Annotated in this window: 17 protein-coding genes; 4 read left to right on the top strand and 13 right to left on the bottom strand. The window is 68.9% G+C overall.

The window, feature by feature from the left end:
* Nucleotides 1-28: 28 nt before the first annotated feature.
* The 5 genes from fabG to DAA40_RS01250 all read right to left on the bottom strand — a co-directional run bounded on the left by fabG (nucleotide 29) and on the right by DAA40_RS01250 (nucleotide 5,530).
* On the bottom strand, nucleotides 29-748 hold the full coding sequence (gene fabG, locus DAA40_RS01270) for a 3-oxoacyl-ACP reductase FabG (protein ID WP_106847937.1): 720 nt from the start codon (nucleotides 746-748) through the stop codon (nucleotides 29-31).
* Between the two features lie 103 nt (nucleotides 749-851).
* Nucleotides 852-1,808, bottom strand: coding sequence for a VWA domain-containing protein (locus tag DAA40_RS01265; RefSeq protein WP_106847936.1), 957 nt, complete (start codon nucleotides 1,806-1,808; stop codon nucleotides 852-854).
* Nucleotides 1,805-2,737, bottom strand: a complete 933-nt coding sequence (locus tag DAA40_RS01260; RefSeq protein ID WP_106847935.1) for a DUF58 domain-containing protein — start codon at nucleotides 2,735-2,737, stop codon at nucleotides 1,805-1,807. The genes DAA40_RS01265 and DAA40_RS01260 overlap by 4 nt, the downstream gene beginning before the upstream one ends.
* Nucleotides 2,734-3,804 (bottom strand): AAA family ATPase, encoded by a 1,071-nt coding sequence (locus DAA40_RS01255; RefSeq protein WP_370430637.1) that lies wholly within the window; start codon nucleotides 3,802-3,804, stop codon nucleotides 2,734-2,736. Before DAA40_RS01255 ends, DAA40_RS01260 begins: the two co-directional genes overlap by 4 nt.
* A gap of 193 nt (nucleotides 3,805-3,997) precedes the next feature.
* On the bottom strand, nucleotides 3,998-5,530 hold the full coding sequence (locus DAA40_RS01250) for an AMP-binding protein (RefSeq protein ID WP_106847933.1): 1,533 nt from the start codon (nucleotides 5,528-5,530) through the stop codon (nucleotides 3,998-4,000).
* A 187-nt stretch (nucleotides 5,531-5,717) separates the two neighbouring features.
* Here DAA40_RS01250 and acnA point away from each other — a divergent pair, with 187 nt between their 5' ends.
* Together acnA and DAA40_RS01240 are read left to right on the top strand one after the other, a co-directional pair.
* Complete coding sequence (gene acnA, locus DAA40_RS01245) at nucleotides 5,718-8,501, top strand: aconitate hydratase AcnA (protein WP_106847932.1); 2,784 nt, start codon at nucleotides 5,718-5,720, stop codon at nucleotides 8,499-8,501.
* Nucleotides 8,502-8,596: 95 nt separating this feature from the next.
* Nucleotides 8,597-9,316, top strand: a complete 720-nt coding sequence (locus DAA40_RS01240; protein ID WP_106847931.1) for a sulfite exporter TauE/SafE family protein — start codon at nucleotides 8,597-8,599, stop codon at nucleotides 9,314-9,316.
* Nucleotides 9,317-9,341: 25 nt separating this feature from the next.
* Here the strand turns inward: DAA40_RS01240 and DAA40_RS01235 are convergent, their stop codons facing one another.
* Nucleotides 9,342-11,219, bottom strand: coding sequence for an ABC transporter ATP-binding protein (locus tag DAA40_RS01235; RefSeq protein WP_234356288.1), 1,878 nt, complete (start codon nucleotides 11,217-11,219; stop codon nucleotides 9,342-9,344).
* A 132-nt stretch (nucleotides 11,220-11,351) separates the two neighbouring features.
* Between DAA40_RS01235 and DAA40_RS01230 the strand changes: the two genes are divergently transcribed.
* Entirely contained in the window at nucleotides 11,352-12,524 is a 1,173-nt protein-coding gene (locus DAA40_RS01230; RefSeq protein ID WP_158716154.1) for a hypothetical protein, read from the top strand.
* Between the two features lie 31 nt (nucleotides 12,525-12,555).
* Here the strand turns inward: DAA40_RS01230 and DAA40_RS01225 are convergent, their stop codons facing one another.
* Complete coding sequence (locus tag DAA40_RS01225) at nucleotides 12,556-14,154, bottom strand: ABC-F family ATP-binding cassette domain-containing protein (RefSeq protein WP_106847929.1); 1,599 nt, start codon at nucleotides 14,152-14,154, stop codon at nucleotides 12,556-12,558.
* A gap of 138 nt (nucleotides 14,155-14,292) precedes the next feature.
* On the opposite strand from DAA40_RS01225, the gene DAA40_RS01220 reads away from it, so the two are divergent.
* The gene (locus tag DAA40_RS01220) at nucleotides 14,293-15,249 is read left to right on the top strand and encodes a MauE/DoxX family redox-associated membrane protein (protein WP_106847928.1); all 957 of its coding nucleotides are present in this window, start codon (nucleotides 14,293-14,295) and stop codon (nucleotides 15,247-15,249) included.
* A gap of 64 nt (nucleotides 15,250-15,313) precedes the next feature.
* Here the strand turns inward: DAA40_RS01220 and DAA40_RS01215 are convergent, their stop codons facing one another.
* From DAA40_RS01215 to sufD, 6 genes are read right to left on the bottom strand one after another with little or no spacing between them, the layout of a single operon-like run.
* Nucleotides 15,314-16,360, bottom strand: coding sequence for a TrkA family potassium uptake protein (locus DAA40_RS01215; RefSeq protein WP_234356185.1), 1,047 nt, complete (start codon nucleotides 16,358-16,360; stop codon nucleotides 15,314-15,316).
* 7 nt (nucleotides 16,361-16,367) lie between these two features.
* Complete coding sequence (locus DAA40_RS01210; RefSeq protein WP_106847927.1) at nucleotides 16,368-16,709, bottom strand: metal-sulfur cluster assembly factor; 342 nt, start codon at nucleotides 16,707-16,709, stop codon at nucleotides 16,368-16,370.
* Nucleotides 16,710-17,168: a Fe-S cluster assembly sulfur transfer protein SufU gene (gene sufU / locus DAA40_RS01205; RefSeq protein ID WP_106847926.1), complete on the bottom strand. Its 459-nt coding sequence runs from the start codon at nucleotides 17,166-17,168 to the stop codon at nucleotides 16,710-16,712.
* Nucleotides 17,169-17,182: 14 nt separating this feature from the next.
* Nucleotides 17,183-18,448 (bottom strand): aminotransferase class V-fold PLP-dependent enzyme, encoded by a 1,266-nt coding sequence (locus DAA40_RS01200; RefSeq protein ID WP_106847925.1) that lies wholly within the window; start codon nucleotides 18,446-18,448, stop codon nucleotides 17,183-17,185.
* Nucleotides 18,445-19,209, bottom strand: coding sequence for a Fe-S cluster assembly ATPase SufC (sufC, locus tag DAA40_RS01195; RefSeq protein WP_106847924.1), 765 nt, complete (start codon nucleotides 19,207-19,209; stop codon nucleotides 18,445-18,447). The genes DAA40_RS01200 and sufC overlap by 4 nt, the downstream gene beginning before the upstream one ends.
* 42 nt (nucleotides 19,210-19,251) lie before the next feature.
* Nucleotides 19,252-20,421, bottom strand: coding sequence for a Fe-S cluster assembly protein SufD (gene sufD, locus DAA40_RS01190; protein WP_199849447.1), 1,170 nt, complete (start codon nucleotides 20,419-20,421; stop codon nucleotides 19,252-19,254).
* Between the last annotated feature and the right edge of the window lie 27 nt (nucleotides 20,422-20,448).

Genomic DNA, 20,448 nt, shown 5'->3' with positions numbered 1-20,448 from the left:
CGAGGGCGTCGTTCGCCGGCTATCGAGCCTAGTGGCCCATCCCGAGCCCACCGTCGACCGGTATCACTGCACCGGTGATGTATCCGGCGGCGTCGCTGCCGAGAAAGACGGCGACGTCGGCGATCTCCTTCACGTCGGCGTACCGGCCCAGCGGCACCTGGCCGAGGATCTCCTTCTGCCGGTCCTCGCTCAGCTCGGCGGTCATGTCGGTGCTCACGAAGCCGGGCGCGACGACGTTCGCGGTGATGCCGCGCGAGCCGAGTTCTCGGGCGATCGACCGGGCGAGCCCGACCAGCCCGGCCTTGCTGGCCGCGTAGTTCGCCTGCCCCGGGCTGCCCATGAGCCCGACGACCGACCCGATGAAGATCAGTCTCCCGAAGCGCGCGCGCAGCATCTTCGAGCTGGCGCGCTTGGCGACCCGGTAGGCGCCAGTGAGGTTCGCGTCGAGGACGCCGGTGAACTGGTCCTCTTTCATCCGCAGCAGCAGCGTGTCGTCGGTGATGCCGGCGTTGCTGACCAGGATCTCGACCGGGCCGTGCGCCTGCTCGACCTCCTTGAAGGCGGCGTCGATGGAGGCGTCGTCGGTGACATCGCACTGCACGCCGAGCAGCCCGTCCGGGGCTCCGGATCCTCGGTGGGTCACGGCCACCTTGTGACCGGCGGCGGCGTACGCCTGGGCGATGGCCAGACCGATGCCGCGGTTGCCTCCGGTGACCAGAACGGAGCGGGCGACGAATTCAGCGGACACAGCGGAACACCTCGGTAGTCTCGGGGTCTAGGGCTGTGCCCCAACCTATTCGCTACCGGGCGGTAGTCCATCCACCGGCCCACGCATGTCGCGCTCAGTCGGCCTACAGGAGCCGGTTGCTCCACAGCAGGCTCACCACTGCACTCGCGAAGGCGAGGATGAGCCCGTAGCCGACGAATCGGGTCGGCACCTCCCGGAACTCCGTCGTGTAGCCGATCTGCTCGCCGATGTCCTCCCAGACCTTCTCGATCTCGGTGGCCGATTCGGCGTTGAAGTAGGTACCACCGGTCTCCTTGGCGATCAGCTGCATCGTCTCGACGTCGACCGGGACGGGGATGGACTCCCCCTCGTTCTCGATGGTCCCACCACTGCTGCCGAAGGCGATCGTCGAAACCGGGATCTTCGCGTCCTTGGCGGACTCGACCGCACTGTCCACGTCGCGGCCAACGGTACGGTAGCCGTCCGAGAGCAGGATGATGCGCGCCGCCGGGACCTTGCCCTCGTCGTCCGCGATGCCCTCCTGGAAGGTCTTGATCGCCTGGAGGCAGGCGAAGATCGCCTCCCCGGTCGCGGTCGCCTGGTCGAGCTCGAGCCCCTCGATCGCCACCTTCACTGCGTTCCGGTCGATGGTCGGCGCCTGCACGATCGACGCGGCGCCGGCGAAGGCGACCACGCCGACGTTGATGCCCTGGGGCAGCTTGTCGACGAAGTCGGTCGCCGAGTCCTTCATCGCGGTGAACCGGTCGGGCTTGATGTCAGTGGCCTCCATCGACAGCGAGACGTCGAGCGCCATGCACACGGTTGCCTCATTGCGGGGCACCTGGACCTCAGTGGCAGGCTTGGCCATCGCGGTCGTGAACATGACGAGGGCGGCAGCCATCAGCGCGAAAGCGAGGTGGCGGCGCCAGCCGGGACGGCGCGGCGCGACCTTCTCGAGCAGCGAGACGTTCGTGAACTTGGCGGCGTAACGCTTGCGGCGCAGCTGCAGCACCAGGTAGAGCGCGATCAGCGCGAGGACGCCGATCAGCACCAGCAGCCAGGTGGGCTCCATGAACTTCATCGCACTCCTCCTCCGACGGTCCCTCGTCGCCGCTGGGCGACAAACCGCATGATGTCGTGCAGCCAGTCGCGGTCGGTGCGCAGTCGCAGATGAGCGGCACCGGAGCGCCGCAATCCCGCGGCGATGCTCTCTCGCTGCGCGGCGGCCTCCTGCGCGTACTGCTGCCGGGTCTGCCTGCTGGCGGTCTGCACCTCGATCTGCCGGCCGGTCTCCGGATCGGTGAGCATCACCAGCCCGACGTCGGGCAGCTCCAGCTCCCGCGGATCGAGGACCTCCACCCCGATGATGTCGTGGCGGGCCTGCAGACCCGTCATCGGACGAACCCAGGTTGGCTCGCCGAGGAAGTCACTGATTGCGACGATGAGACCACGCTTGCGCTCGGGCCGACGCAGCTCCTCCAGGGCGATCCCAAGGTCACCCCGGGTGCCCTCCCCCGCCCGCGGGGTGGCGATGATCCGGCGAATGATCCAGTCGCCATGCGCCTTCCCCGGCAGCGCGGGGATCCGGACGGTCTGCGCTCCGGTGGTGATGATCGCACCGATCCGGTTGCCGCCGTGCTGCGTCAGGTAGACGAACGCGGCGGCAGCCGCCACCGCCAGGTCCCGTTTCTCGCAGAGCGCGGTGCCGAAGTCCAAGGACGGCGACAGGTCGATGACCAGCCAGGTCTCCAGCTCGCGGTCGGCGACCGTCTCGCGGACGTGCGGGGTGGTGGTGCGGGCGGTGACGAACCAGTCCATGCGGCGGACGTCGTCCCCCGGGTGGTAGAGCCGCGACTCCCCCGGCTCGCTGCCCGGGCCGGGCACGAGACCGAGGTGGTTGCCGAACAGCAGGCCGTCGAGCCTGCGCTTGACGGTCAGCTCAAGCTTGCGAAGCACGACCTCGGCCTTGTCGTCCTTCAGGCTCGGTGGTGCCTGGTCTCGACGGCTCATGCCGGGGGCTGAAGCGGGGCCGGTGCAGACTGCTGACCGGACGGCACTCCAGGCCGCCCGGCGGGGCCAGGCTGCGCAGGTTGGCCGTTCATCTGCGGCATGCCGGCCGGGCGGGGACCCTGCCCGCGGCTGGGACGGGCACTCACCTGCGGCACCGGCACCGTCGACAGGATCCGCTTGACCACGTGGTCCGCCGGGACGGCGTCCGCCAGGGCGTCGTAGGACAGCACGAGGCGGTGCCGCAGGACGTCGCCTGCGATGTCCAGGACGTCCTGCGGGAGCAGGTAGTCGCGGCCGCGCACGAGCGCCAGTCCGCGGCCGGCCGCGATGATGCCCAGGCTGGCGCGCGGGCTGGCGCCGTAGGTGATCCAGCTCGCGACGTCCTCGAGGCCGAGATCCTTCGGAGACCGCGTGGCGAACACGATGCGGACGACGTAGTCGACCAGGGCGTGGTGCACGAACACCTTGCTGGCCTGCTTCTGCAGCGCGGCGAGCTCCTCGATGCTCAGGACGGACTCGGCGACCGGCGGCTCGCTGCCCATCCGGTAGATGATCTCGCGCTCTTCCTCGACGGTCGGGTAGTCCACGTTCACCTTCATCAGGAAGCGGTCGCGCTGCGCCTCGGGCAACGGGTAGACACCCTCGGACTCGATCGGGTTCTGAGTCGCCATGACCAGGAACGGCTGCGGAACCTCGTGGGTGACGCCGCCGATCGAGACCTGCTTCTCGGCCATCACCTCCAGCAGCGCCGACTGCACCTTGGCCGGTGCGCGGTTGATCTCGTCGGTGAGCACGAAGTTGGCGAAGATCGGGCCTAGCTCCGTCTGGAACTCCTCCGTGCCGGGGCGGTAGATGCGGGTGCCGACGATGTCAGCCGGCACCAGGTCGGGGGTGAACTGCAGCCGCGCGAAGGTTCCTCCGACGGACCGTGCAAGCGACTCCACCGCCAACGTCTTCGCGACACCGGGCACACCTTCCAGGAGCAAATGCCCCTTGGCCAGGAGGGCGACGAGCATCCGCTCGATGAGCCGGTCCTGCCCGACGATCACCTTCTTCACCTCAAGCAGCGCGCGCTCGAGGGCGTTGGTCGTGGGCTCGGGCTGCGGGCTCGGGTTGGTCACCCATCCTCCTCGGGGCTGGCCGGCAGGTCGCACGGCGGGATATCGGCGGTCGGCGTCCGGTTGTCATTATCGCCCGTGCGCATGACCTGGCGGCGGACGCCTCAGATCGACGTACCGCGCGGGAGGGAGGTTCCGGGGGCTAGTTGACCTGGCGCTCGCGATTCTCCCAGTAGGGCTGGCGAAGCTTGAACTTCTGGATCTTGCCGGTCGCCGTACGCGGGATCTCGTCGCGGAACTCCACGCTGGTGGGCGCCTTGTACCCGGCGAGCCGTTGCTTGCAGACCGCGATGATGTCCTCGGCGGTGCACTCCGCGCCAGGCTTGATGACGACGAGCGCCTTGATCGTCTCGCCCCACTTCTCGTCCGGGACGCCGATGCCCGCGCCCTCCTCGACGGCCGGGTGGGTAAAGATCGTGTCCTCGACCTCGATCGAGGAGACGTTCTCCCCGCCGGTGATGATGACGTCCTTCTTACGGTCTGAGATCGTGACGTAGCCGTGGTCGTCGATCGAGCCACCATCGCCGGTGTGGAACCAGCCACCCTCGAGCGCCTCGTCGGTCGCGTCCGGATTATTCCAGTACCGATCGAGTACGACGTTGGAGCGCGCCAGCACCTCGCCTGACTCGTTGACCCGCATCTCGACGCCGAGCGCCGGGGCGCCGGCCTTCGACAGCAGCTGCGCCTTCTCCTCGGAGGACTTCTCAAGATCCTCCTTGCGCACCCGGTTGATGGTCAGCAGCGGCGAAGTCTCGGTCAGGCCGTAGATCTGGTTGAACTCCCAGCCGAGGTCGTCCATGATCCGCTGGATGGTGCGGGTCGGCGGCGCGGCGCCAGCCACCACGAGCCGCATCTGATCCTTGCCGGGAACCTCGCCGTCCCACTCGGCGGCGGCGTCGAGCACCATGTTCCATACGGCGGGCGCACCGCAGGCGAGGGTCAGCCCGTGCTGCTGGACCCGGTTGAGGATCTCCTTGCCGTCGATCTTGCGGATCATCACCTGCGGGACGCCGAACGCGGTGGTGGAGAACCCCATGCCCCATCCGTTGCAGTGGAACAGCGGGAGGGTGTGCAGGTAGACGTCGCGATCGGTGACGCCCATGTGCATCGCGAACGTGGTCGCGTTCACCCACAGCGACCGGTGGGTCTGCACGACGCCCTTCGGGTTGCTGGTCGTGCCGGAGGTGTAGTTGATGACTGCAGGGGCGTCCTCGTCCGCCTCCCACGGGCGGTGCTCCTTGTCGAAGCGCAGCAGAGCCTCGTCAGACTCCTTGCCGATCACGATCTTGTGCTTGGCGTAGACGCTGCGCAGGGACGGCGCGAGCTCCTCGTCCATCAGCAGCACCTTGCAGCCCGAGTGCTCGACGATGAACTGGACCTCGTCGGGGCGCAGCCGGAAGTTGATCGGCACGTAGATCCGCCCTGAGGTGGGTACCGAGTAGAACAGCTCGAACATCCGGCCGGCGTTGTGGCTGACGATGCCCACCCGCTCGCCCGGCGCGATGCCCAGCTCGTCGAGACCGGCCTTGATCGCTCGGGCGCGCCTGGCCATCTCCCCGTAGGTGATGTCGAGCGGGTCGGCGGGCTGGTCCGGCTCGTCGATGATCGCCGGCCGGTCGTGGAAGACCGTCTCGGCACGATCGATGAAGTGCTGCAAGGTCAGAGGGACTCGCATGATTCCTCCCGGGTCTCGTACACCGAAGCCTACCGCCGGGTCCAGACGGCTCGTGCGCAGCGCGCTTACGCTGCTGAGCCCACTCCGCCCGAGCCCCCTCAACCCGGAGTTCATGTTCTGCTGGGACACTGGAAGGATATCGGTGGATGCATGCGCGCCCATCAGGCGCAGACGTGAGGAGAACGGTGTGAGGAATCCGAGCAAGAACAGCTTCGACGCCAGGACGACCTTGAGCGTCGGCGGTACCGACTACGAGATCTTCGACATCACGAAGGTCGATGGCTCGGCGAAGCTGCCCTTCAGCCTGAAAGTTCTGCTCGAGAACCTGCTGCGCACCGAGGACGGTGCGAACGTCACCGCCGCGCAGATCGAGGCGCTGGGCAAGTGGGAGGCCAAGGCCGAGCCGGCAACCGAGATCCAGTTCACCCCCTCGCGCGTGATCATGCAGGACTTCACCGGCGTTCCTTGCATCGTCGACCTCGCCACGATGCGCGAGGCGATGACCCAGCTCGGCGGCGACGCGGCCAAGATCAACCCGCTCGCCCCGGCTGAGCTGGTCATCGATCACTCGGTCATCGCAGACGTGTTCGGACGCGCCGACGCCTTCGAGCGCAATGTCGACATCGAGTACGAGCGCAACAAGGAGCGCTATCAGTTCCTGCGCTGGGGCCAGACCGCCTTCGACGAGTTCAAGGTCGTTCCCCCGGGCACCGGCATCGTCCACCAGGTCAACATCGAGCACCTCGCACGGGTGGTGTTCGCCCGCGGCGGCCAGGCCTACCCCGACACCGTCGTCGGCACCGACTCGCACACCACGATGGTCAACGGCCTGGGCGTGCTCGGCTGGGGCGTCGGCGGCATCGAGGCGGAAGCGGCCATGCTGGGCCAGCCGGTATCGATGCTGATCCCCCGCGTCGTCGGCTTCAAGCTCTCCGGGGAGCTACCGGACGGCGCCACCGCCACCGACCTCGTGCTGACCATCACCGAGATGCTCCGCGAGCACGGCGTCGTCGGCAAGTTCGTCGAGTTCTACGGCGACGGCGTAGGCGCCGTCCCGCTGGCCAACCGCGCCACCATCGGCAACATGAGCCCGGAGTTCGGCTCGACCGCCGCGATCTTCCCGATCGACGAGGAGACCACCCGCTACCTGGCGTTCACCGGCCGCTCCGACGAGCACGTCGCGCTGGTCGAGGCCTACGCCAAGGCGCAGGGCCTGTGGCACGACCCGAGCAACGAGCCGGAGTTCTCCGAGTACCTCGAGCTCGACCTCGGCAGCGTCGTCCCGTCGATCGCCGGCCCGAAGCGTCCGCAGGACCGCATCGCGCTCTCCGACGCCAAGACCGCCTTCCGCGAGGCGCTGCCGGCGTACGTCGAGAACCGGGAGAACCCGACCAAGCAGGCCGACGGTAACGGCAGCTTCCCGGCCTCCGACCCCCCGTCGACCGAACGCGAGCCGGTGGCACCGCCGGTCGAGGACGGCGACCCGAACCACCGGCCGAGCAAGAAGGTCCCCGTCACCCTCGAGGACGGCACCTCCTTCGAGCTCGACCACGGCGCCGTCGCGATCGCCTCGATCACCTCGTGCACCAACACCTCCAACCCGTCGGTGATGATCGGCGCGGCGCTGCTGGCCAAGAACGCCGTCGACCGCGGACTGAACCGCAAGCCGTGGGTCAAGACCACCCTCGCCCCCGGGTCGCAGGTCGTCATGGACTACTACGACCGCGCCGGGCTGACCCCCTACCTCGAGAAGGCCGGCTTCTACCTGGTGGGCTACGGCTGCACCACCTGCATCGGCAACTCCGGACCGCTGCCGGACAAGATCTCGGCCGCGGTCAACGAGGAGGACCTCTCGGTCGTCTCGGTGCTGTCGGGCAACCGCAACTTCGAGGGCCGCATCAACCCCGATGTGAAGATGAACTACCTGGCTTCACCGCCGCTGGTCATCGCCTACGCGCTCGCGGGCACCATGGACATCGACCTGCAGAACGATCCCCTGGGCGAAGACACCGACGGCAACCCCGTCTACCTGCGTGACATCTGGCCGGCACCGGCCGAGGTTCAGAAGGTCATCGACGAGGCGGTCTCCTCGGAGATGTTCACCAAGGGTTACGCGGACGTGTTCGCCGGCGACGAGCGCTGGAAGTCGTTGGAGACCCCGAGCGGTGACCTGTTCGAGTGGGACGAGGACTCGACCTACGTGCGTCGCCCGCCCTACTTCGAGGACATGCCGGCCGAGCCGGCACCGGTGGAGGACATCTCCGGCGCCCGGGTGCTGGCCAAGCTCGGTGACTCGGTGACGACCGACCACATCTCGCCGGCCGGCGCGATCAAGGCCGACTCCCCAGCGGGCAAGTACCTGCAGGAGCACGGCGTGAAGCGGCTGGACTTCAACAGCTACGGTTCGCGCCGCGGCAACCACGAGGTCATGATCCGCGGCACGTTCGCCAACATCCGGTTGCGCAACCTGCTGCTGGACGGCGTCCAGGGCGGCTTCACCCGCAACTGGCTGGCCGACGGCGAGCAGACGACGATCTATGACGCCTCGGTCGCCTACCAGGACGCCGGCATTCCGCTGGTGGTGCTGGCGGGCAAGGAGTACGGCTCGGGCTCGTCGCGCGACTGGGCTGCCAAGGGCACCGCGCTGCTGGGCGTCAAGGCCGTCATCGCCGAGTCGTACGAGCGGATCCACCGCTCCAACCTGATCGGTATGGGCGTCATCCCACTCCAGTTCTCGGACGGCGAGAACGCCGACTCCCTGGGGCTGACCGGTGAGGAGACCCTGGACATCGTCGGGCTGGAGAAGCTCAACGACGGTCAGACGCCGCGCACCGTGACCGTCAAGGTCTCCGGCGTCGGCGAGCCCCGCGAGTTCGAGGCGATCGTCCGCATCGACACCCCGGGTGAGGCCGACTACTACCGCAACGGCGGCATCATGCAGTACGTCCTGCGCTCGCTGCTGCGCAAGTAGCCGCTGCTGCTCCAAGGCTCGGCTCGGGCCCTCTCACCCTGCGTGAGAGGGCCCGGGTCATTCCTGGCCGCCCACCGACCGGAAGGACCACCCGCATGAGCACCTGGGCGCTCGTGGTGTCCTGCGGGCTGCTCGTCGGCATCGGCGCCGTGGTGCAGGGCGTGATCGGTCTGGGGATGGCGCTGATCGCCTCGCCGGTCATCGCGCTGCTAGACCAGAGCCTGGTCCCGGGGATGCTGATCATCACCTCGATCGCGCTGCCGGTGCTGACGCTGATCCGCGAGCATGACGACATCGACTGGAAGGGCCTGGCGTGGGCCTTCCCGTGGCGCTTCGCGGGGACGGCGCTGGGCACCTGGCTGGTCGTCGTCGCGACCCCCGACGTGCTCGGGCTCATGGTGGGCGTGTTCGTGATCAGCGCGGTCGTGCTCAGCGTCATCCGATGGAAGCCGCGACCCAGTCCGGCTGCGCTCAGCATCGGGGCGCTGGTGTCAGGCGTGGGCGGTACCGCGACGTCGATCGGCGGCCCGCCGATGGCGCTGGTCTACCAGAACCAGCGGCCCTCGATGCTGCGCTGCACGATGGCCGTCTACTTCCTGATCGGCAGCATCGTCTCGCTCAGCGCGTTGGCCTTCGCCGGTGAGCTGTCCGGTCATCAGGTCCGGATCGGGCTCGCCGTGCTGCCGTTCGTGACGGTGGGCTTCATCGGCTCGCTCTGGGTGCGCAACCGGGTCGATCCGGAGCGGATCAGAACCGGCGTGCTGGCGGTCTCGGCATTGGCATCGATCGTCCTCATCCTGCGTGCCCTGCTCTAGCAGCGTCCGCGACAGCCCTCATCGGTCAGCTCAGCGCGAACTGGGTCCGGTACAGCTCGGCGTACAGCCCACCCTGGGCGAGCAGCTCGTCGTGGGTGCCGCGCTGCACGACCCTGCCCCGCTCGAGGACGACGATCTGATCGGCCTGCCGGATGGTCGACAGCCGGTGGGCGATCACGATCGACGTCCGACCGACCAGCGCCGCCGCGAGGGCGCGCTGCACCGCCGCCTCGGACTCGCTGTCCAGGTGAGCGGTGGCCTCGTCGAGCACCACGATCGCCGGCGCCTTCAGCAGCACCCGGGCGATCGCCAGGCGCTGCTTCTCACCGCCGGACAACCGGTAGCCGCGGTCGCCGACCACGGTGTCCAGGCCCTCGGGAAGCGAGGAGACCAGCGGCCAGATCTGCGCCGCGGTCAGCGCGTCCACCATCTGCCGCTCGGTCGCGTCGGGTCTCGCGTATGCGAGGTTCGCGCGAATGGAGTCGTGGAACAGGTGCGCGTCCTGCGACACGACACCGATCTGGTCACGCAGTGACTGCAGCCGCAGGTCCCGGACGTCGGTCCCGCCGACGCGGACGGCACCCGCAGTGACGTCGTAGATCCGCGGCACCAGCTGGGTGATCGTCGTCTTGCCCGCACCAGAGGGTCCGACGAGCGCGACCATCTGCCCCGGCTCGGCGGTGAAGCTCACGCCGTGCAGCACCGGCTGGCTCGCAGACTTCTCGGGGAGCGCGACGTCCTCCAAGGAGGCCAGCGAGACATCTTGCGCGGCTGGGTAGCTGAACCGGACGTCGTCCAGCTCGACCCGTGCCGCGCCCGGGGGGAGCTGCTTCGCGTCGGTCTTGTCGGTGATGGCCGGCTCGAGATCGAGCACCTCGAAGACCCGCTCGAACGAGACGAGGGCGCTCATCACGTCAACCCGCACGTTGGACAGCGCGGTGAGCGGTCCGTACAGCCGGGTGAGCAGCAGCGCGAGCGAGACCACTGCGCCGGCGTCAAGGTGACCGTCGACGGCGAGCACGCCGCCGACGCCGTACGTCAGCGCCTGCGCGAGGGCCGCCACCAGCGTCAGCGCAACGAGGAAGGCGCGACTGTACATCGCGGTGGTGACGCCGATGTCGCGGACTCGGCCGGCCCGGGCCTGGAAGTAGGTCTGCTCGTCAGCAGGCCGACCGAACAGATTCACCAGCAGCGCGCCGGCGACGTTGAACCGTTCGGTCATCGTCGTGTTCATGCTGGCGTTGAGCGCGAAGCTCTCCCGAGTCATCTCGGCCAGCCGGTTGCCGACCTTGCGGGCCGGGATGATGAACACCGGGAGCAGCACCAGCGACAGCAGCGTCACCTGCCAGGACAGCGTGAGCATCACGCCGACGGTCAGCACCAGCCCGATCACGTTCGACACCACGCCGGCGAGCGTCGACGTGAACGCCTGCTGCGCGCCATTGATGTCGTTGTTGAGGCGGGTGACGAGCGCACCGGTCTGCGCGCGGGTGAAGAACGCGATCGACATCCGCTGGACGTGCGCGAACACCAGCGACCGCATGTGGTAGATCAGCCCTTCGCCGATCCGGGCGGAATAGTACCGGCTGCTCAGCGACAGGACGGCGTCCAGGATCGCTAGGCCCGCGATGATCACCGCGAGCCAGATGATCGTCGTCCGCCGCTCGTCCCCCGTGCCGGTGATCTCGTTGACGACGTCACCGGCCAGCAGCGGGGTCACGACCGCGATGACGGCCGCGAAGATCGTCAGCAGTAGGAACCAGATCAGCTCGGCGCGGAACGGGCGAGCGAAGCCGGCGATCCGGCGTAGCGTGCCCGGGGTGAGCCTGCTGCGCGCCGCCGCCTGGTCGCGGCCACGAAAGGAGCGCATGGTGGACCATGCGCCGCCGCCCATCGGGTACATCACCACTCCTCGTCCGTGCCCCGCTGATCCCCGAGAAGTGGGGCGGCTGCTCGTACCATGACTGGGTGGCGAGCCGCGTCGCGGTCACGGTGATCCATTGTGCGGCATGACGACGAGGCGGAGGTGCTCAGAGTGCGGAGGCCGGTGCGCGCCGATCTCGTTGTCTGGCTGGCGCTCCTGCTGACTGCGGTGCTGATCGTGACCTCGCTGCAGCCGGTGGAGCTGTCGATCCAGGCACTGGGCCTGCACGGCGCGGTGCGCCCCGATCTCACGCCCGCGTTACCGGCCGCGATGACGGCGATGCTCGTGCTGGGCCTGGCGTCGCGCCTGGTGGAGCTTCCGTGGCCGGTCTTTCAGCTCGTCAGCTTTCTCGGCGCGGCGAGCTGGGGGGCGTGCCTGGCGGCGATCCGCCAGCCGGTGTACGACGGAGGCGAGGTCGGGACCTTCCTGGGCAATGCCCTTAGCCGATGGCTGGCGTACCTGGCGGAACAGGCCGCGTGGGCACCCAGCATCCTGGTCGGCGTGGGCGCCGGGGCCGCCGTCATCCTGCTCAACGCCGCCGTCCAGTCGCTTTCCGGCGGCGTCCAGGCCCGCCGGCTGGCCCCCGCGCTGATCCTCAGTCCCGGCGCCGCGGTGCTGGCGGACGGCGTCCAGGTCGGCACGCTCGTGGCGATGTGCGGCGTCCTCGCGGTCAGCGCGATGTCCAGCGAGCGGGGCCGAGGACTGCTGTGGTCGACCGGATTCGCGCTGCTCAGCGGCATCCTGCTGTTCGGCGGCGCGCTCACCGGGTTCGCATGCACGGCCGCGGGGGTCGGCATGCTGTCCATCTACTTCCTGCGCCGCCGCTCGCTCATGATCGTGGTCGCCGCCGCCGGTCTGCTCGCGAGCCTGCTGGCCGCCGCGGCACTGGGCTGGTCGTGGCCGGAGCACTTCGGTGAGGCCTCCGCGCTCACGCTCGCGGATCCGGCCGGCCTCGCCGCCAGCGTCGTCGTCGCGGCCGTGCTGGTGGCCGCGACCGGCGGCCCCACGCACCGCGAGTCCTGGCGCAAGCTGCGGGGCACCCCGGCCTGGCCCGTCATGCTCAGCGGCCTGGTCGCCGCATTCATCGCGGTGCTGACCCGGCCGGCCACGCTCGGCGTCGTCCCGGCCGCCGCGGTGTGGCTCCCCCTGCTCACCGTCGCCGCCTCTGCTCCGCCACGAGCGGCCGGGACGCCGGAGGGCCCGGCACTGCTGGGGGTGTCCGTCTCGGCGGGCTGCGGTCTGGCGATGGCCTCGCTCGGCATCCTGTGGAGCGAGCTCGGCTGAGTCCGACGCCACCCCCCCCCGAGACGGCGAGTCAGGCCAGGGAGATGAGGTCGGCGAGCTCCTCGGACCAGTTGTCCTCGACGCCGTCCGGCAGCAGGATCACCTTCTCGGGGTCCAGCGCGCGGACGGCGCCCTCGTCGTGCGAGACCAGCACCACGGCGCCGGTATAGCTGCGCAGCGCATCCAGGACCTGCTCGCGAGAGGCGGGATCGAGGTTGTTCGTCGGCTCGTCCAGCAGCAGCACGTTCGCTCCGCTGGAGACGAGGCTGGCCAGCGCCAGGCGAGTCTTCTCGCCACCGGAGAGCGTCCCAGCGGGCTGGTCCACCGAGTCGCCCGAGAACAGGAAGGCACCGAGGATCTTACGCAGGTCGGTCGACGCCGCCTCAGGCGCCGCGCGGGTGATGTTCTCCAGGACCGTCGCCTCGCCGTCGATCGTGTCGTGCTCCTGAGCGAAGTAGCCCAGGCGCAGTCCGTGGCCGGCGACGACCTCACCGGTGTCGGGCGCCTCGACACCGAACAGGATCTTCAGCAGCGTGGTCTTCCCCGCACCGTTCAGGCCGATCACCACCACGCGGGCACCCCGGTCGACGGCGAGGTCGACGTCGGTGAAGATCTCCAGCGAGCCGTAGGACTTCGACAGCTCTTTCGCCGTCAACGGCGTGCGGCCGGCGGGTGCTGGCTCCGGGAAGCGCACTCGGGCGACCCGATCGTGCTGCGTCTGCTCCTCGAGGCCGGCCAGCATGGCCTCGGCCCGGCGGATCATGTTCTGGGCCGCCACTGCCTTGGTCGCCTTCGCGCGCATCTTGTCCGCCTGCGCCAGCAGCGCTCCGGCCTTCTTCTCGGCGTTGGCCCGCTCGCGCTTGCGGCGCTTCTCGTCGACCTCGCGCTGCTTGAGGTAGTCCTTCCAGCCCACGTTGTAGACATCCAGCGCGCCCCGGTTCGCATCGAGCAGCCACACCTTGTTGACGACCGCCGCCAGCAGGTCGACGTCGTGGCTGATGACGATGAGCCCGCCGTCGTGACGCTTCAGGAAGTCGCGCAGCCAGCCGATCGAGTCTGCGTCGAGGTGGTTGGTCGGCTCGTCGAGCAGCAAGGTGTCGGCTCCGGAGAACAGGATCCGGGCCAGCTCGACCCGTCGTCGCTGACCCCCGGACAGGGTCGACAGGGGCTGGGCGAGAACCCGGTCGGGCAGGCCGAGGTTGGCGCAGATCTGGGCTGCCTCGCTCTCGGCCGCGTACCCGCCGTTCGCGGCGAACTGATCCTCCAGCCGGGAGTAGCGACCGATCAGCCGGTCGCGCTCGGCGCCCTCGGCCTCCGCCATCTTCTCGGCCAGGCTCGCCAAGCTGGCCATCAGCTCGTCGAGCCCGCGCGCCGACAGCACGCGATCGCGTGCGGTGACGCTGAGATCGCCGCTCTTGGGATCCTGCGGGAGATAGCCGACGGTGCCCCTGCGGTCGACCCGCCCGTCGGCGGGCTGAGTCTCGCCGGCAAGCATCCGCAGCGAGGTGGTCTTGCCGGCGCCGTTGCGGCCGACCAGCCCGATCCGGTCACCGGGCTGCACCCGCATCGTCGCGTCCGAGATCAGCACGCGGGCACCCGCCCGCAGCTCGATCTTCTCGGCATTGATCACGGCACTCGGTTCCGTTCCAGATGGGTCGGGGCAAACCTCTCGAGTGTATGCGGCGGCAGACTGGGATCGGCCCGGCGCGAGACGTGATCTGCGCCGAGTCGGCCACTCCATCGGACGCCGCCCGGTGATAATCGAGCAATGCTGGTCCCGCTCGCCGCCGTTGCGCTGGTGCTGTCTGCCGCCGTCCTCATGGTCAGCGGCATCGCCAAGCTCCGCGAGCCGGTCGCGACTCGCGATGCGTTCAGCTCGCTCCGCCTGCCGCGGTTGCTGACCCGCGGCCCGTGGCCGGACGTCCTTCCGTGGGCCGAGATCGGCCTTGGTGCCGCGCTGCTGATCGTGCCCGCTCGTGCGGTCGTCGTGCCGGCTGCGCTGGCGGCTGGGCTGCTCGTCGCGTACTGGGTGATCATCGCCCGTGCCCTCGGCTTCGACGAGCCGGTCCGGTGCAGCTGCTTCGGCAGGATCGGCGATCACGAGGTGAGCCGGCGAACGCTGCTGCGCAACACCGTGCTCGTGGTGACGGGTGCGGTTGGCCTGGTGGGCGCCCTCCGGGGAGCCGACGTGTGGTGGCTCCTGAGCGAACGGAGGTGGGGGTGGCTGGCCGTCGTCGTGCTCACCGCTGCCGTGACCCTACTGGCGTTCGACGGCTCGCCCTCCGTGGGGGACGCAGCCGCCGTCGAGGACGATGACCATGTCCGCAGCCGCATCCCGGACGCCGTGCTGATCGCCCCGGACCGCGAGCCCACCACCCTCCGCGAGCTGGCGGCCTTCCGGCCGGTGCTGCTGATCGGGGTCGACTGCACGTGCGGCTCCACCGTCCAGGCGATCAACCGGCTGAGTGCCTGGGCCGAGCGGATCCCCGAGGTGGATCTGCGGATGCTCACGACCTTCCAACAGCCGACGCTGCCCGGCCTCGAGGATGCCGTGTACGACCACGAGGCCATTGCGTGGCGCGCGCTGGGCATGACGGCCAGCCCCTGCGCGGTGCTGCTCGGCGCGGACGGGATGCTGGCCGGGGGTCCAGTCAGCGGGGTCGAGGAGATCGGCGACATGGTCGAGGACATCGGCCGCCGAGCTGGCCCCGTACCGCACCGCTGACGGCTCGCTCAGCCTCCCCTGACCTTGCCTCGCTGCCGTCTCCCCCGGGGTCGATTCCCGGCGGCTAGTACGAGTTCTTCTCCCGCTCGGGAGCGTTCTTGCTGTCTCGCACCACGACCAGCGTGTCGCCGTCCTCCAGGGCGGTCACCTCGTTGTCGAAGTAGCGGTAGCTCTTGCCCCCTCGCACGACCGCGACCACCTGGTCGGAGCACCACTTCGGGGAGCGGCCGATCTCGTCCGGGTGGATGTCGCGCTCGGCAACCTCCAGCCCCACGCCCGGGCTGAGCATGTCGTCGAGCACATCGGCCAAGGACGGGTTCACCGACGCGATCGCGAGCATCCGCCCGACGGACTCCGACGAGGTCACCACGTTGTTCGCACCGCTCTGCCGCAACAGGTGCACATTGCCTTGCTCCCGCACCGAGGCGATGATGTGCGCCTCGGCGTTGAGCTGGCGAGCGGTGAGCACCACCAGGACGGCGGTGTCGTCGCGGTTCGCGGTGACGATGATCTTCTTCGCCTCGTCGACGTGCGCCCGCTCGAGCACGTCGCGTCGCGACGCGTCCCCGACGATCGAGGCGAGTCCGTCCGCCTGCGCCTCTCGCGAGGCGGACTCCGAGGGATCGATGACCAGGATCCGGTCCTGGTCGACCCCGGCACCCACCAGCGTGGTGACCGCCGAGCGGCCCTTGGTTCCGTAGCCGACCACGACGACGTGGTTGCGCATGTTCTTCCTCCAGCGAGCCAGCCGCATCCGCTCCCGGCCCTCGGTAGCCAGCACCTCCAGAGTGGTGCCGACCAACAGGATCAGGAACATGATCCGCAGCGGCGTGATCAGCAGCACGTTCACCAGGCGGGCCGATTCGGACACCGGCGTGATGTCACCGTAGCCGGTGGTCGTCATGGTGACCGTCGTGTAGTAGACCGCATCGAGTAGTGAGATCGCGTCGCCGTCGGCATCCCGGTAGCCATCCCGGTCTACGTACACCGCGAGGACGACGATCGCTACCAGCAGGAACGCGACGCCGATGCGCACGCCCAGCGAGCGGACCGGCGACAGCGCCCGCTCGGGCAGGCGCAGGACCGCACGGTCCAGCGGGATCGGGTTCACCGCAGGGCTAGATGTTGAAGCCGAGCGCGCGCAGCTGCTCGCGGCCGTCGTCGGTGATCTTGTCCATCGACCACGGCGGCATCCAGACCCAGTTGATCCGCACGTCGTTGCACAGGCCCGGCCCCGGGCCGCCGGTGACGGCCTGGCGGGTCTGCTCCTCGATGACGTCGGTCAGCGGGCAGGCCGCCGAGGTCAGGGTCATGTCGATGGTCGCCACGTTGGCCTCATCGACATCGAGGCCATAGACCAGCCCGAGGTCGACGACGTTGATCCCCAGCTCGGGATCCACGACATCGCGCATGGCTTCTTCGAGGTCGTCCAGCGAGGCGACCTTGGTGTCCTCGGTCATCTACTTTCCTTCCGGTACGTCGACGCCCGCGCGTGCGGCGGCGTCCTTGAAAGCCATCCAGCCCAGCAGGGCACATTTGATGCGCGCGGGGAACTTCGCGACGCCGACGAACGCGACGCCGTCCTCGAGCACATCCTCGTCGGGGTCGGCTCCGCCCTTGCTCTGCATGAGCTCGGTGAACGCGTCGAGCTTCTCGAAGGCCTCATCGACCGGCTTTCCGTTGACCAGCTCGTACAGCACGGACTCCGAGGCCTGGCTGATCGAGCACCCGATTCCGTCGTACGACAGGTCCTCGATCGTCGAGCCGTCACCGGAGACCTTCACCCGCACGGTGACCTCGTCACCGCAGGTCGGGTTCACGTGGTGCGCCTCCCCGTCGAACGGCTCGCGCAGGCCCTTGCCCTGCGGGTTCTTGTAATGGTCCAGGATGATCTCCTGGTACATCGACTCCAGCTGCACGCCGGTTCTCCTGCCTAGTAGTCGACCCGGAAGAAGGTCTTGACCTTCTCCAGGCCCTCGACGAAGGCGTCGATCTCCGCTTCGGTCGAGTAGAGGTAGGGCGAGACGCGGGTGGAGGCGCCGACACCGAACCGCTCGTGGGCCGGGCGGGCGCAGTGGTGCCCGCCCCGCACGGCGATGCCGTAGGAGTCGAGAACCTGGCCGACGTCGTGCGGGTGCACCTCGGCCAGCTCGAAGCTGATCGCTCCCCCGCGCTGCTCGACGGTCTTCGGTCCGAGGATGCGCACGCCGCTGACCGACTGCAGCCCCTCGAGGGCATACGCGGCGATCTGGCGCTCGTGCTCGGCGATCGCCTCCATGCCGATCCCCTCGAGGTAGTCGACCGCGGTGCCCAGCCCGATGATCTGCACGATCGGCGGCGTGCCGGCCTCGAAGCGAGCCGGCGGCGGCGCGTACGTCGAGCGGGTCATCTTGACGATCTCGATCATCTCGCCGCCTCCGAGGAACGGCGGCAGCTGTTCCAGCAGCTCGTATCGAGCCCACAGGACGCCGACCCCGGTCGGGCCGAGCATCTTGTGACCGGTGAAGGCCACGGCGTCCGCGCCCAGGGTGCTGACGTCGTACGGCATCTGCGGCACCGCCTGCGAAGCGTCGACGAACATGAATGCTCCGACGGCGTGCGCCTTCTCGGCGATCTGGCTGATCGGGTTGATAGTGCCCAGCATGTTCGACACGTGCGTGAGCGAGACGATCTTGGTCTTGTCGTTGATCAGCTCATCGATCCCGGCGAGGTCCAGGCGACCCTCGTCGGTGATCCCGAACCAGCGCAGCACGGCGCCCGTGCGCTCGCACAACAGCTGCCAGGGCACGATGTTGGAGTGGTGCTCCATCTGGGAGATCACCACCTCGTCGCCCTCGCGCAGGCCGAGGTCTCCGGTGGCATCGCCCATCGTGCGGGCCAGCAGGTTCAACGCCTCGGAGGCGTTCTTGGTGAACACGACCTCCTCCGGCCGCGACGCACCGATGAAGCGGGCTACCTTCGCCCGCGCGTCCTCCATGGCCTCGGTGGACTCCGCGCCCAGCCGGTGCATCGCCCGCGCCACGTTGGCGTTGTGCAGCGCGAAGTGCTCGCTCATCGCGTCGATGACCGACTGCGGCTTCTGCGAGGTGTTCGCCGAGTCCAGGTACACGACAGGTACGCCGTCGTCGAAGCTGCGGGACAGGATCGGGAAATCCGCCCGCACCTTCTCGACGTCGTACGGCGCTCGCTGGCCGCTCACGCCTGCGCGCCTGCGCTCATGAATCGCTCGTAGCCCTTCTCCTCGAGCTCCTCGGCGAGCTCGGGGCCCCCGGACTCGGCGATCCGGCCGCCTGCGAACACGTGGACGTGGTCAGGCTTCACGTACCGGAGGATGCGGGTGTAGTGGGTGATCAGCACCGTCGCGTTGTCGGTCTTCTCGTGCACCCGGTTGATGCCCTCCGACACGACGCGCAGCGCGTCGATGTCAAGGCCCGAGTCGGTCTCGTCGAGGATTGCGACCTTCGGGGCCAGCAACTCCATCTGCAGGATCTCGTGGCGCTTCTTCTCGCCGCCGGAGAAGCCCTCGTTGATGGACCGTTCAGAGAAGGCCGGGTCCATCCGCAGGCCCTCCATCGCCTCCTTGACCTCCTTGACCCAGTGCCGCAGCTTCGGGGCCTCGCCGCGGACGGCGGTCGCGGCGGTGCGCAGGAAGTTCGCCACCGACACGCCCGGCACCTCGACCGGGTACTGCATCGCCAGGAACAGGCCGGCGCGGGCCCGCTCGTCGACGGTCATGGCGAGGACGTCCTCGCCATCCAGCAGGATCTGACCCGATGTCACTGCGTACTTGGGGTGCCCGGCGACGGCGTACGCCAGGGTCGACTTGCCCGAACCGTTCGGGCCCATGATGGCGTGGATCTCGCCCTGATTGAGGGTGAGGTCGACGCCCCGGAGGATCTGCTTGTCCTCGGTGCCGGTGTTGACGCTGACGTGCAGGTCACGAATCTCTAGGGTGGCCACTGTTGGTGTCTCCTGAATGCTGTGTAGTGCGGGACGGCTGGGTCAGGCGTTCGATCGGGCGAGCTCGGCCTCGACGGCGTCGATGAGCTTCTCCTCGATCGACGGGACGCCGATTTTGCGGATGATGTCGGCGAAGAAGCCGCGGACGACGAGACGCCGGGCCTCCTCCGCAGGGATGCCGCGCGACTGCAGGTAGAACAGCTGCTCGTCGTCGAAGCGCCCGGTGGTCGAGGCGTGCCCAGCGCCCTCGATCTCCCCGGTCTCGATCTCCAGGTTCGGCACCGAGTCGGCGCGGCAGCCCTCGGTGAGGACCAGGTTGCGGTTGGACTCGTAGGTCTCGATGCCCTCGGCGACCTTGCGGATCAGCACATCGCCGATCCAGACGGTGTGCGCGTCCTTGCCCTGCAGGGCGCCCTTGTAATCGACATTGCTCTTGGTCTTCGGAGCGTCGTGATCGACGAACAGCCGATGCTCGATGTGCTGACCGGCATCGGCGAAGTAGATCCCCAGCAGCTCGGCCTCTCCACCGGGTCCGGCGTAGCTGACCGAGGTGTTGGTGCGCACGAGGTCGCCGCCGAAGGTGACGGCGATGTGCTTGAAGTGCGCATCCCGGCCGATGCGGGCGTGCTGCGAGGAGTGGTGCAGCGCGTCGTCCGCCCAGTCGTCGAGGGTGACGACGGTCAGCTGCGCGCCGTCCTCGACCACGAACTCGATCGTGTCGGCGAGCGTCGCGGTGCCCTCGAAGTCGAGGACGACGGTGGCCTTGCTGAACTTCCCGGCGACGACGACTAGGTGGCCGGCCCGCGCACTCTCTCCGCTGGAGCCGGTGTGCCGCACGATAGCCGGCTCGTCGAGCACGACGTCCTGCGCGATCTGCACGGTGTCGACTCGCTCAGCGGCCTCCCATGCGCGTGCGGTGATCCGGTCGGTGGGCAGATAGCCGCTGCTGCCGCGCACCGCGTCGTCCGCGGCGGCCCGCCCGACGGTGACGCCGTCGGGCGCCTCGATGTCGAGCTCGAGCGCACCCACGAAGGGGGCGTCCTGGTGCAGGCCGCGCAGCCGGCGCATCGGGGTGAAACGCCAGATCTCCTCGCGTCCAGCCGGGACCGGGTGGTCGGCGACATCGCGCGAGCCCTCGGGATGCAGGTGCGAGAGGACCTGGTCGGTCGTCTCGATCGCCCGCGCCACCGCGGGAGTGTCGGTAACAGTCACTTACTTCGCTTTCTGGTTCGGTGAGGT

The organism is Blastococcus sp. Marseille-P5729, from assembly GCF_900292035.1.
Taxonomy (GTDB): Bacteria; Actinomycetota; Actinomycetes; order Mycobacteriales; family Antricoccaceae; genus Cumulibacter.
This window is presented reverse-complemented; position numbering and strand designations above follow the sequence as displayed.